We start from the raw sequence: 12,441 nt of genomic DNA on the forward strand, positions 1-12,441 counted from the left end.
GTGATACTATGAGCTCAGAACAGGACCACTTGAAAGAGACAGATACCGAAGAACGGTTCGAGTTCAAGAAAGAACAGCGGGCCGCGGTCAAATCCGACAAAGGACTGACCGAAGAGGTCGTCCGCCTCATCAGCGATGACAAGGACGAACCCGAATGGATGCTCCAGCGGCGTCTCCGCGCACTGGAACATTACCAGAACATGCCCCTGCCGACGGACTGGCCCGGCCAGCCCGACTTGACGGAACTCGACGTCGAAGAAATCGTCCCGTACATCCGACCCGACGTGGACAAACGCGAAGGCGCGGATAGCTGGGACGACCTCCCGGACGACATCAAGGACACGTTCGAGAAACTTGGCATTCCGGAAGCCGAGCGAAAAGCGCTCTCCGGCGTCGGTGCCCAGTACGAATCCGAAGTCGTCTACCAGAACATGCAGGAGCAGTGGGAAGAGAAGGGCGTCGTCTTCTGTAACATGGACGAAGCCGTCCAAGAACACGAAGACCTCGTCAAAGAGTACTTCATGACGAAATGTGTGCCGCCGAGCGACAACAAGTTCGCGGCACTCCACGGTGCGGTCTGGTCGGGCGGGTCGTTCGTCTACGTCCCCGAGGACGTGACGGTGCAGATGCCCGTACAGGCGTACTTCCGCATGAACTCCGAAGGGATGGGGCAGTTCGAGCACACGCTCATCATCGCGGAGAAAGGCTCCGAAGTCCACTACATCGAAGGTTGTTCCGCGCCGAAATACGGCAGTCACAACCTCCACTCCGGCGGCGTCGAAGTGTTCGTGGACGAGGACGCTCACGTCCAGTATTCGACCGTGCAGAACTGGTCGAAGAACACCTTCAACCTGAACACCAAGCGCGCCATCGTCGAAGCCGGTGGCCGCATGGAATGGGTGTCGGGAAGCATGGGATCGAAAGCGACCATGCTCTACCCATGCTCCATCCTGAAAGGGCGCGGAGCGACCGCCAACCAAATCTCCATCGCATTCGCCGGCAAAGGCCAGAACATCGACACCGGCGCGAAAGTGTACCACAACGCGCCAAAGACGAACTCCACAATCGAGTCGAAATCCATCAGCAAGGACGGCGGCCGAACCAACTACCGCGGCCTCGTCCACATCAGCGACGGTGCAGTGGATTCGTCCACGTCGGTCGAATGTGACGCGCTGATGTTCGACAACGAATCCACGTCGGACACCATGCCGTACATGGAAATCAACGAAGACCGCGTGGACGTTGCCCACGAGGCGACGGTCGGTAAAATCGGCGACGAGGACGTGTTCTATCTCCAGAGTCGCGGATTGGACGACGACGACGCGAAACAGATGATCGTGAGCGGGTTCATCGAACCCATCACGGAAGAGCTTCCAATCGAGTACGCGGTGGAGCTGAACCGCCTCATCGAACTCGAAATGGAGGGGAGCCTCGGATGAGTACGCAGGTACACAGCACCCTCTCGGAGGAAACTGTCCGGGAGATTTCGAGCGACCTCGGCGAACCCGAATGGCTGCTCGAAACCCGTCTCGACGCGCTCGACGCGCTTTCCGACGTCGATATGCCGGACGTCATCCGGACGCCCGGACGCGACTGGACGAACCTCGACGCGCTCGACTACGAGGGCTTCGTTGACCCGCTCTCCGCCGACGAGGAAAAAGAGCGAGTCGAACCGGAAGGCGTCTCGGTGCTCTCGATGGCCGACGCGCTGGACGAACACGAAGACCTCGTGCAGGAGTATTTCGGCTCGGTTATCGACCCGCAGGAGAACTACCTGACAGCGCTCTCGACCGCACTGTTCACGACCGGCACACTCATCTACGTCCCGAAAGGCGTCGATGCCGAGGACGTGAAAATCCGGACGACGATGCAGAGCCAGTCGCTGTTCAACTACACACTCGTCGTCACCGAGGAATCGAGTTCGGTGACGATTCTGGAGCGACAGGACAGCGAAGAACTCTCCGGCGAGCGCTACTACAGCGGGCTGGTCGAAATCGCGGCTGGCGAGAACAGCCACGTCCAGTACGGTTCCCTTCAAGATTTGGACGAGGAGACGTACAACTACACGCTGAAGCGCGGTAACACCGAGGACTACGCCACGCTCAACTGGATTGAGGGTAACCTCGGTTCGCGTCTCACGAAGTCCTCCGTCGAGACGAACCTCGACGGCGAAGGCTCCGAGACGAAAACCGTCGGCGCGTTCTTCGGCCACGAAGACCAACACTTCGACATCGCGGCTCGCGTCTGGCACAACACGGCGCACACGACCGCAGACCTCGTGACCCGTGGCGTGCTCGACGACGAAGCACGCTCCGTCTACGAAGGTGTGCAGGACGTTGGAACCGAAGCGTGGGACACCAGTTCCTACCAGCGTGAGAACACGCTCATGCTGTCCGACGGAAGCGAAGCAGACGCCTCGCCGAAACTCATCATCAACAACCACGACACCGAAGCGAGCCACTCCGCGACGGTCGGTCAAATCGACAAAGAAGACCTCTTCTACATGACCTCGCGCGGCGTGCCGCCGCAACTGGCGAAGGATATGCTCGTGGAAGGGTTCTTCGTCCCCGTCTTGGACGAAGTCGAAGTCGAAGAACTCCGCGACGACCTCGATTCCGGAATCGTCGAACGTCTCGGATAAGGTGTTTTTCGGTTTTTGCGGCTCTTCTTTCTCTCCGAACCTGCATCAGGGAGTGTTAAGTTTCCCCGTCCCGTCTCCCGAGATATGAGTGTGGGTCAGCGCGTCTCGTCCGACCGCCAACTCGCGCGCTTGCTCCAAATCGGCGTCGTGTTGGAGGAACTCGTTGAAGCGCGGGCAGCGCGCCACTTCGAGTCGCTTTCTTCGCGGGAGCAGGACGAACTCCACGAGGACGTGCGCGAGTTACTTTCAGAAGCGGGTGAAGAGTCGGCAGAGCATCGAGAACGGTTAGAATCTCTCATCGACGACCTCGATGCCGAGACGATTCCGTTCGAGGAAATCGAACTGTTGGTCGGCAAGCAGTACGCACAAACCGCGCCAGACGATTTCGACGGCGTTCTCTACGACCAACTGCACGGCGAGGAGACGGCGTACAAATTCTACGACGACCTCATCACAGCTATCGAAGCGAGCGAAACGACGTTCGCACTCGACCGCGACAGATTGCTCGAAACGCTTACCGCGATTCGGGCGGAGGAAGCCGAGGGCGTCGAAGAAGTGGCGAAATTGATGGAGGCCAGAGAATGAACACGGCAGACCAGTACCTCAAAACGATTTATCTCGTCCAGCGTATCGAAGACGGCCCGGCGGCAACCGGCGCGCTCGCGGATAGACTCGGTGTGAGTCCAGCGAGCGTCAACGAAATGGTCGGCAAACTCCAAGAACGCGGGTTGGTCGAACACGAAAAGTATCGCGGTGCGACCCTCACCGAGGATGGCGAGGAACGCGCTAGCGACGCCCTCCAGACCTACTGTATCCTCGAACGCTTCCTCGCGAACGTCCTCGAAGTCGATGATTTCCGGATGGAAGCGAAGCAACTCGAAAGCGTCATCGACGAGACGGTGGCCGAACGACTTGATACGATTATCGACCGCGAACCGCAGTGTCCGGAGTGTTTCCACGCCGAGGAGGATATGTGTACGTATCTGGTGGAAGAAGGTGAAGCGGACTGAGTTCGATACAATAACATCGAATAATATCAGAAATCCTCTTGCTTGATTTTCAAAGCGAGGTTGAATTGAGAGCATTTTTCACGATGTAATAGTCAATATTGACTATGGCCGAGTGTCCGAAATGCTATGAGTCATTCGACTCACAACAGGGCATGCGGATACACCATACTCGTACACACGGCGAAAAGCTCCCAAATCGGACGTGTGATGGCTGTGGTGTACAATTCTATGATGCAAAGGCACGGAAGCAATTTTGTACTGATTGTTTGCCCAACGCTGGAGAGAACAATGGGAATTGGCGCAATGCAAGAGAGACTTCGACTTGTCGCATCTGTGAAACCGAGTTTAGCTACTATTCATCAAATAAGGATGGTGTGTATTGCTCTGACTGTGTTACGAAATCAGTCGGATTACTGCCCGAAAATCCGTCCGAGAAAGGTGAGAGAATCGAAACGGAGTGTTTGTGCTGTGACGAATTTATGAACGTTCGACCATCTCGATTAGCTAGGCGTAGTAGAGGGATTTTCTGCGACATGGAATGTTACGGGTATTGGTTATCAGAGAACGTCGTCGGAGAAAATCATCACCAATGGGAGGGTGGCACTATCAATTACGGTCGAAAATGGTGGCGTGTTAGACGAGAAGCACTCAATAGGGATGAAAAGACGTGCCAAAATTGCGGTGCAGACGAAGCAGAACTTGGTCAGGCACCAGATGTTCATCACCGTATCAGAGTTCGTGATTTTGATGTCCCACAGAACGCACATTATCTTGATAACGTCATCACGCTCTGTCGAACCTGCCATCGAAATGTCGAAGAAGGGAATGTGACCCTTTCAGGGGAGCAAAGCGAAAAGTAACGCACTTGTATGAGGAGACACTACTCGCAGATGCAACCGTAGTCCCGTGGTGGTGAGCAAATCCGTCGGATTTGCGAGGTACACGAGACAAACGAGCAAAACGAGTGCAGTCCCGTGGTGTAGCGGCCAATCATAATGGCCTTTGGACGTGACTGGTTTTCCAGTTGCGGAAGACAGCCATTGACGGCGGTTCGAATCCGCCCGGGACTATTCTTCGATTTTATACCTTTGAGATGTTGTCTCGTATATCACATCGCACAGGGCTATTTCGAAACTGTGAATTGCAGACTACTGCCTTCACAGTGCATCAACCTCGAAAAACAAAACGGCAAGTCGCTACTGAAAAATCGCTGTTACTCCGAACTGTATTCGACAGTTCCAGTCCATCGACCGTACAAGTCGTCGGTCTGCTTGTCCTGGTCTAGCATGAGGACTTCAATCTCCAGCGTGCCGGAGTCGAACTGCTCGAATGCTCGTTCGTCGATATCGACGGAGTAGGTGCCTTCGTCGTGCTGGAATCGAACGCTCGTGCGGCCGACGCGCTCGCCATCGACTCTGACGAGGAAGTACGGGTCACCGTCCACGAGTGGTTCGGGGTCAACACCAGTGAGGTTCGTGTCGGCCGTGACATCGACATCGAAACTAGTGACGCCGTTGCCGTTCTTCGCTTGAACTTTGTTGGTGAGGGTGACGCTCTTGATGTGGTTGTCATCGCCGATTTTGTCGTCAATCGGGGTGTGTGGGGCTTCGGGAGGTTCCCACTCTTCGACCGTCGTGGTGGTTGTAGTCGTGCTGGTCGTCGTGATCGTCGTTTCGGCCGATGTGGTCGATGAATCGGTCGCGGTGGTTTCGGTTATGTCGCTAGTCGGCGCGTCGGTCGTCGTGGTTGTCGTCGTATCGTTCGACCCGCCAATCCCGCTGCAACCGGCGAGCATGATGGCGAGGATGAGAACGAGGACAGTCGAGCGGTGACGATTCATATGTCGTAAGTAAACTGTAGGAGAATCACACATAAATATCCTTCTGCCGGTTTCAATCAGTCGTTTCCTGTGATTTATGCGGCTGTTACCGGCAGTAAGGAGTGCACACCACGTGAAAATCAAACGATATAAATGCGAACATGGTCGTTCAACATCGCTCACCTTTGTCTGTCAGAGTGGACGGAGGATGTCAAAGATAGGCGTGAGAAAAATCCCGTGAAGGGTATATGTAATGGAAGGAAAATTGTTCGAAAAGCGATTAGAAACCGCTGCCTACTCAGGTTTCATCGACGCTCAGTTTTGTTACCAGATTCCTACAAGTAGAAACAAGACATATACCACATGACTCCATCTATAGTGTTTACCATCAAATGGAGAACGTTATGCAATATCAACAAGACGGACGGTACGAGATGACCGTTACAGAGGCGGAGTACGACGAGGATGGTTCCTTACAGCTCTCACTGACGGTCAATTCGCAGGAAACGCCGCCGCTCGATGAACTTCTCACGACGAGCTACGTCAAAGTAAGCGTCTACGACAACGACGAGTTCGCGGAAAATGGGACGCTGACGTTGTACAACAGCCTACGTTGCTGATTATCCGGCTTTGACGGTGATTTACGCGAGCAGTTTGAGAGCGACAGCAGTGCCGCGGTAAGTCGTCGGTAACGTCGTGTTCGGAAAAACAGCTGCAATCTTAGAGTCGGTCGCGCCCGTTACGTCGTGAAACGAATCTGCCGAAGTCGATTTGTTGAACCTTCTTCACGATTCCACGAAGATAGCGACGAACGTCGAAACCACTTCGGCGACTCGTTCGCCGTCGAGAGGAGCGGCGGTCCCGCCCAGTTTTCGTTCCCGTTCGGCTCAGTTGGTTTCGAATCGTCGACTGTAGCTCGTGGGAAATGAGAGGACTTTCGGGCGAAATTACGCGCGCGAGTAACAGACAGACGGCGGCGATTACCACGAAATAGTAACCGAACGTGGTGACAAGGCTGTCCGAGAAAAACGCGACGTAGATTCCGTTTATAAACAAAAACACGCCTGCGAGCTCTAACATCTTGTTCAGATAGTAAAACGACGAGTCGTTCGTCGATGTTTCGATTCTATTGAGACTTCTCGTGCTCATTCCCGTCCATAGTTTCGACGTGCGACGTAATCAAAGTCAGTCAGACGCGTGTGAGACATGTATGTCGAACGTGACTTGACTGAAGTCTGATGATAGTGCAGTGCTATATATAGAATACGTATAGAATAATTATTTTGTGCGGTACCTTTATAACTTGGTCAACACTCTACTCAGACACACCATGACCGAACACGGAGCGGGAACGGAATCCACGAGTGGTGTTCGCAAACGAAACATTTCCGCCGAGTCGTCCGACGCGCATGCGGATGCTGGCCCCGTTTTCGCCCATTTTACTCGCCCTCGAAGCGCCGTTCCGACGACTATCGCACTCGTCTCCGACACTCACATTTCCTCCGAAAACCGCGGGACGTGGAAGGTGTTCCATCGGACACAAGCGCGTCTCCGAACCGCCCTCGCAGACGCGAACACGCGAGACGTAGATGCCGTCGTGTTCGCAGGCGACCTAACTGAAGACGGCTCGGCGGCCGATTTCGAAGCGTTCGATTCGCTTCTTTCTTCGCTCGACGTCCCTTTCTTCGCAGTTCCCGGCAACCACGACGTTCCGAAGTCGTTCGACGCGCACGAAACGCCCGCGCTGTCGTCGTTCGAGGCCGATTTCACACCCGGTGAACTTCCGTTTCACGAACGCATCGGTGGCGTCGATATTCTCGGTTTGAACAGCGCAGAGACGCCAGAGGGGTCGCTCGCGGACTGCCACGACGGCGAAATATCGGCGGCACAACTCGCGTGGTTGGAAGAGTCGCTTCCGAAAACGGACGAATCTATCGTCGTCATGCATCACAACCTTCCTGGTCTCGCGTGCGAAGCTAGCGTCCATTCGTGGCGTCCCTCGTTTCCGACTCGGAACGCGGACGAACTCGCAAGCCTGCTCGCCCGCCACGATGTGCCACTCCACGTTTCCGGTCACCTACACGTTCCGTCCGTCGCGGAGACGAACGGCGTGCGCGAAATCGTCGCTCCCTCCCTTTGCTCGTTCCCACAAGCATACCTCCTGTTCGAGATTGACCGTACAGGAACGACGGTTCGATTCGTTCCGACTGCCGACCCGGAGGAGACGAGAGAGGCTTACAATCACGCAAAACGGGATTCAGCACGAAGCGATGCCGTCGCCGAGATGACGCTCGATCGGTTGGGGGCGCTCCCGTTGGCGAACGAATCGACATAAACGAAAACTCAGTGGAACGAGCAGAATACAGGCTCAAACTTGGACGCGGACTCGAACTAGTCGAGAACGAACTTCAGGCGCTCTTCGTCGCTTCCCTTCGTTTCCCGGCCCGTAATCCGAAACTCGCCGATTTCGTCCGTGTTCTCCACGTGCGTCCCCGCACAGGCGGTTCGGTCGTACTCCTCTATTTCCACGATACGAATTTCTCGGATGCTTTCGGGAAGCAAGTGAATCCGTGTTCGCTCCGGGTCGAGGGTCGATTCGGCTTCGTCGCGTTCCATCTCGTACCAACTGACGTCCAGTCCCTCCTCGATTCGGTCGTTCATCACTGATTCGATGTGTTCGAACTCCTCGTCGGAAAACCGATCGTAGGCACAGTCGATTCGCGCTCGGTCGGCGTACAGTTGATTCCCGGTCGTCTGTGCGTCGTACTCGTCCAACAGCACTGCCGAGAGAAGATGCTGTGCTGTATGGTACTGCATATGAGCGTACCGCCGTTCCCAGTCGATTTGCCCTGTGACAGTCGCCCCTTCTTCCGGCGGTGTTCCATCGACGGTGTGGTAGATGGTGTCCTTTTTCCGAACGTCCGTAACGTTCCACGTCTCGTCGTCCGCTTCGAGAACGCCGGTGTCGCAGGGCTGGCCGCCACCATCCGGGTAGAACAGGGTCCGGTCGAGGACGACTCGGTCGCCCGCGACCCGTTCTACTGTGGCTTCGAACTCCCTGTCGGTCGTCGCGTCGAGATACAGCGCCTCGGTCATAGATGGGGAGACGAACAGCCGTCACTTAATGTTCTCGTCGTAACGCTAAAGAGCGAATCGTGCGTTTGTATCAGTAATGAGTACGTACTGTGAACAACGGAGGGGTTTCTATGGGTGTCGAAATTAAGGGGTCGCCCGTCTCTGAACAGGAGTTTGAGGAGATGAAGGCGTTCGTCTACGAATATCTCTCGGCAAGCGTGAAAAACGAAGAGGGCGGCGGACGAATGCGCTGGTATCCGTGGCACTCCGCGGACTACCGATTCAACCACATCCTCAACGTGGTCAGGCTATCAGAAACCATCGCGGAGCGCGAGGGCGCTGATGTCGATGTCGCCCGCGTCGCCGCGCTGTTTCACGACATCGCCAAGCTGGATGCAGACCAAGAAGTCCACGCCGAGGAGGGCGCGCGAGTCGCGCGCGAGTACCTCGAATCGCGCGGCGAGTTCCCCGAGTCGTTCGTTGACGAAGTGTGCAAAGCCGTCGAAGACCACTCGTTTCAGGGCGACCTCTCGCGCCTCTCGAAGGAGGCCCAGTGTCTCATCGAGGCGGACATGCTCGACAAAGTCGGCGCGAACGGCACTGCCCTGATGCTCCTTCGAATGGGCTACGAAGCCCGGACGCACATGGCCGCGGCCGAGATGGTCGATAGGGTCCTCGAACGCGGGAAGGATGCGGCCTCCCGCGTCCAGAGCGACACTGCGAACGACATCGCGCACCGACGACTCAAGCGCGTAAAATGGTTCCGCGAGTGGTTAGAGGAGGAAGTGCCGGAGATGGACGCCGAACCGACGAGTTCGCCGCGTGGACGCGGGCCGTAAGACGAAACGAAAGACCAAACGGAATCCAAATCACACGTTTGGATTCCGAACGCGAAATCCCGTGTGAACAGCGGTCTGCAACCCAATTGTAACCGACAATCGCTATTTTACATCAGCGTCGTCACGCTATCGTACACGAACGAGACGCCCGCCAGCGCAAGCACACCCGCGCTTAGATACGCCACCACGGGCGCGAAGGAATCGACGCGATTTCGCGCGGCGACGAGCGCCGCCGGAAAGCCGCTTATCCAGAGCGCGATTCCGGCGAAAAAGCCGAGTACGATAATCGGCCCGCCAGTCGTCACGACCAGATTTCCGGGCAAATCCGAAAGGACGTCGAACTTGCCGGGGTCGAGGAGGCCGACGCCCGCCGTCAGCCACCAGATGATTTGATACGGATTCGTAATCGCCAGCGCGAACGCTTTTCTGAACCCTTTTGCGTCCTCGTCCACGTCCTCCGCGGTGAAGGTCGCGGTCGCATCCTTCGCGGTTCCGTAGGCAAAATACAGCATCAGGAGTCCACCGACACCAATCATAACGCCGCGGACGACCGGCGCATCTTGGACGACAGCCACAACTCCGGCGAGCGCGAGAACGAAAAAGCAAGCGTCGGCGGTCATCGCACCTAACCCCGCCGAAAATCCCGACCGCCAGCCGCGGAGAACGCTCTCCTCGGCGATAACTGCGTTCATGGGTCCCGGCGGGGCCGCGAGCGAGAGGCCGAGTACCACGCCAGCGAGCGCCGAAACGAGCATCTCAAGCATCGGATACAGACTTGTCGGCGGCAGAATAAAATCTCGTTGTTTGCGGAAACGGGGCGAACCACCGCACAAACCAACTACGCTTCGACGACCGCCCGGACGCGAATCGACCGCGCGACGGTTTCCGGAAGGCTCTGCTCGTCGTCTTCGATTGCCACGGTCACCATGCCGAACGGAGCCACGTCCACGATTTCGAGTTCCGTTCCGGGCGTGATTCCCGCGTTCGAAAGATAGCGCAGTTCCTCCTCGTCGCGGTCGCTAACTCGCGCCACGACGACCGTTTCGCCGGAGTCGTGTTCGCTGAGTCGCGTCGTGTCGTCTTCCACGATTGGCGAGAGGTCGGCGTCCGGAATCGGGTCGCCGTGCGGGTCAACCGTCGGGTTGCCGAGGGCGTCCGCGACCCGGCGCTCGAACTCCTCGCTGATGTGGTGTTCGAGGCGGTCTGCCTCTTCGTGCACTTCGCTCCACGAATAGTCCAGATGCTCGGTCAAATACGACTCCAACAGCCGATGATGACGAAGCACTTCGAGCGCGACGGTTTCGCCCTCCTCCGTGAGTTCCACCCCTTTGTACTTCTCCCGATGGAGCAGGCCGCGGTCGGCCAACTTCTCCACCATGCTGGTGACCGTCGGCGGTGTCACGCCGAGGTAGTCCGCGATTGCGGAGGTCGCCACCGGCTCCTCGCTTTCCTTCTGGAGCGTGTAGATGGCTTTCAGATAGTCCTCCATCACGTCGCTCAACATCACTGCTCGAAATTAGATTGTTCTAAACCTTCAATTTGTCGTGTGCTAGCGGCGGTTTGGAGTGGTTGATGGAGTTCGTGTATTTGGAGTTGAGAGAATCGCTGAAGCGGGATACAAAATCGGCGCGACGTTGCGACCACTGTTGCCGACTCCAAACGAAGCCTGCGAAAGACGGAGTCTTTCGCGGCACCTGAAAACCGAGGGTTTTCCGTGACTCGCAAACGCTTCACGTTTGCTCACCCGAGGAAATCGTTGATTTCCCCCGACCCTCGCTCCCTCTGGTCACTCGCCCTTCATCCACTATCAGAGCACGCTCTGACAAGCCCTCGCTCACCCCGTTCACGAGGACACCGAGGAACCGCAACGCAACTGCCACAGCATCGAACGCAGGCGGGTGCGCCCGGTTCGGCGCACCCGCCTGCGTGGCCCCATTCTTCCCCGCAGGGATTCGCGCCTGGTGCGCAGGGCACTCGGCACGAATCCGGGCGCATCCTGTCGGTTGGACGGGCTTCTATCTGAAATGGCGGCCGATTGTCCTGCTACGAAAAATCCTCAATCACACCGCTCTTCGCAAATCCGGTCGATGATTCGCCCCGTCGAAAGTAGTTCCTCGGCCGCCTCTGGGTCGAGCGGCGATGCGCGCCGAACCACGCAGTCGATGCCGCGCCTGTCGAGTTCCGCCTCGATTGCCGCGTCGTCGTGATGCTGGTCGTAGCCGAGCGCGATGATGTCCGGATCGAGTTCCTCGATGGGCGCGAAAATGTCTTCCGGGTGACCGACTCGCGCGTGGTCAACCATCTCAAGCGCCTTAATCATGTCTCGACGCTGACGGTTCGGCAGAATCGGCGGTTTCTTGTGCGTGACGTTCTCCCGGCGTGCGATGATAACCGAGAGTTGGTCGCCCATCTCCGCCGCATCGCGGAGATAGTGAACGTGGCCCGGGTGCAGAATGTCGAAGGTTCCCTGCGCGAGGACGTGCGTCACTGCTCTCTCAACTCCTCGTCGATGTCTGCCTGCGTGAAGTCGAAAAACGATTCTGCGTCCGGGAGTTCCACGTCCAACACGTCGAGAACTCGCGGTTTGCCCTCCCGGTCGAACGCTTTCCAGCTATCCCGGTCGTAGGGCGCGCCGATGATGATGTGAACGTCGCCCTGCCCGAACGTCGCCAAATCCGCGTCGCTCGGCCGGAGGACGCCGTTGGGATGCGAATGAACCGACCCGACCGCGTTGCGGTCGTTGGGGACGGTGCTCGTCTTCACCGTCGCGCTCACGCTGTTCGATTCGGTGCCGGGGATGACGAGTATGTCCGTGATGACGATTCCCTTGCGGTCGAGTCCGAGTTTGCTGGCGGGCTCGCCGCGGAGGAATCCCATGTACTCGTTCGGGTGGGAGTCACGGGAAGATTCGAGTGCGAACACCAATGCCTCTCCCGCGATTCCCAGAATTTCGTTCGACCGGAACAGCGGCATAGCGAACACTCCGGTTCCCCGCGTTCTAAACGTTGCGAACGCCCCCGCGATTGCTATCGGTTTTGAGCGCCCGTTGCTACCGTT

At 57.1% G+C, this 12,441-nt stretch carries 15 protein-coding genes and 1 tRNA gene; 9 read left to right on the top strand and 7 right to left on the bottom strand.

Features of this window, described 5'->3' with window-relative positions:
• Nucleotides 1-8: 8 nt before the first annotated feature.
• From sufB to BW974_RS06870, 6 genes are all read left to right on the top strand, one after another.
• Complete coding sequence (gene sufB / locus BW974_RS06845; protein WP_076429173.1) at nt 9-1,439, top strand: Fe-S cluster assembly protein SufB; 1,431 nt, start codon at nt 9-11, stop codon at nt 1,437-1,439.
• Nucleotides 1,436-2,641: a Fe-S cluster assembly protein SufD gene (gene sufD / locus BW974_RS06850; protein WP_076429175.1), complete on the top strand. Its 1,206-nt coding sequence runs from the start codon at nt 1,436-1,438 to the stop codon at nt 2,639-2,641. The genes sufB and sufD overlap by 4 nt, the downstream gene beginning before the upstream one ends.
• Before the next feature lie 84 nt (nt 2,642-2,725).
• Nucleotides 2,726-3,226 (top strand): rubrerythrin, encoded by a 501-nt coding sequence (locus tag BW974_RS06855; RefSeq protein WP_076429177.1) that lies wholly within the window; start codon nt 2,726-2,728, stop codon nt 3,224-3,226.
• Nucleotides 3,223-3,651 carry a metal-dependent transcriptional regulator gene (locus BW974_RS06860; protein WP_076429179.1) on the top strand — a complete coding sequence of 143 codons (429 nt, stop codon included), beginning with the start codon at nt 3,223-3,225 and terminating at the stop codon, nt 3,649-3,651. Before BW974_RS06855 ends, BW974_RS06860 begins: the two co-directional genes overlap by 4 nt.
• Nucleotides 3,652-4,184: 533 nt before the next feature.
• Nucleotides 4,185-4,511, top strand: a complete 327-nt coding sequence (locus BW974_RS26440; protein WP_245799943.1) for an HNH endonuclease — start codon at nt 4,185-4,187, stop codon at nt 4,509-4,511.
• A 108-nt stretch (nt 4,512-4,619) separates the two neighbouring features.
• Nucleotides 4,620-4,721 (top strand) — tRNA-Gln (locus tag BW974_RS06870).
• Between the two features lie 143 nt (nt 4,722-4,864).
• Here the strand turns inward: BW974_RS06870 and BW974_RS06875 are convergent.
• Complete coding sequence (locus BW974_RS06875) at nt 4,865-5,491, bottom strand: hypothetical protein (RefSeq protein ID WP_076429183.1); 627 nt, start codon at nt 5,489-5,491, stop codon at nt 4,865-4,867.
• A gap of 413 nt (nt 5,492-5,904) precedes the next feature.
• Here BW974_RS06875 and BW974_RS06880 point away from each other — a divergent pair, with 413 nt between their 5' ends.
• Nucleotides 5,905-6,090, top strand: a complete 186-nt coding sequence (locus BW974_RS06880) for a hypothetical protein (protein WP_245799945.1) — start codon at nt 5,905-5,907, stop codon at nt 6,088-6,090.
• A 100-nt stretch (nt 6,091-6,190) separates the two neighbouring features.
• Here the strand turns inward: BW974_RS06880 and BW974_RS06885 are convergent, their stop codons facing one another.
• Nucleotides 6,191-6,619, bottom strand: a complete 429-nt coding sequence (locus tag BW974_RS06885) for a hypothetical protein (protein WP_245799946.1) — start codon at nt 6,617-6,619, stop codon at nt 6,191-6,193.
• 181 nt (nt 6,620-6,800) lie between these two features.
• Here BW974_RS06885 and BW974_RS06890 point away from each other — a divergent pair, with 181 nt between their 5' ends.
• Entirely contained in the window at nt 6,801-7,805 is a 1,005-nt protein-coding gene (locus BW974_RS06890; RefSeq protein ID WP_076429185.1) for a metallophosphoesterase family protein, read from the top strand.
• A 56-nt stretch (nt 7,806-7,861) separates the two neighbouring features.
• On the opposite strand, the gene alaXM is transcribed toward BW974_RS06890, so the two are convergent.
• A complete protein-coding gene (gene alaXM, locus BW974_RS06895) occupies nt 7,862-8,566 on the bottom strand; it encodes an alanyl-tRNA editing protein AlaXM (RefSeq protein WP_175609632.1) in 705 nt (234 codons plus the stop codon).
• A 110-nt stretch (nt 8,567-8,676) separates the two neighbouring features.
• On the opposite strand from alaXM, the gene BW974_RS06900 reads away from it, so the two are divergent.
• A complete protein-coding gene (locus BW974_RS06900) occupies nt 8,677-9,384 on the top strand; it encodes an HD domain-containing protein (protein ID WP_049970537.1) in 708 nt (235 codons plus the stop codon).
• A gap of 107 nt (nt 9,385-9,491) precedes the next feature.
• On the opposite strand, the gene BW974_RS06905 is transcribed toward BW974_RS06900, so the two are convergent.
• The 4 genes from BW974_RS06905 to BW974_RS06920 all read right to left on the bottom strand — a co-directional run bounded on the left by BW974_RS06905 (nt 9,492) and on the right by BW974_RS06920 (nt 12,357).
• Complete coding sequence (locus BW974_RS06905; protein ID WP_076429189.1) at nt 9,492-10,148, bottom strand: LysE family translocator; 657 nt, start codon at nt 10,146-10,148, stop codon at nt 9,492-9,494.
• Nucleotides 10,149-10,222: 74 nt separating this feature from the next.
• Nucleotides 10,223-10,888 carry a metal-dependent transcriptional regulator gene (locus BW974_RS06910; protein WP_076429191.1) on the bottom strand — a complete coding sequence of 222 codons (666 nt, stop codon included), beginning with the start codon at nt 10,886-10,888 and terminating at the stop codon, nt 10,223-10,225.
• A 552-nt stretch (nt 10,889-11,440) separates the two neighbouring features.
• A complete protein-coding gene (locus tag BW974_RS06915; protein WP_076429193.1) occupies nt 11,441-11,872 on the bottom strand; it encodes an FAD synthase family protein in 432 nt (143 codons plus the stop codon).
• A complete protein-coding gene (locus BW974_RS06920; RefSeq protein WP_076429195.1) occupies nt 11,869-12,357 on the bottom strand; it encodes a Mov34/MPN/PAD-1 family protein in 489 nt (162 codons plus the stop codon). The genes BW974_RS06915 and BW974_RS06920 overlap by 4 nt, the downstream gene beginning before the upstream one ends.
• Between the last annotated feature and the right edge of the window lie 84 nt (nt 12,358-12,441).

The organism is Haladaptatus litoreus (genome assembly GCF_900156425.1).
In the GTDB taxonomy this organism is placed as follows: domain Archaea; phylum Halobacteriota; class Halobacteria; order Halobacteriales; family Haladaptataceae; genus Haladaptatus; species Haladaptatus litoreus.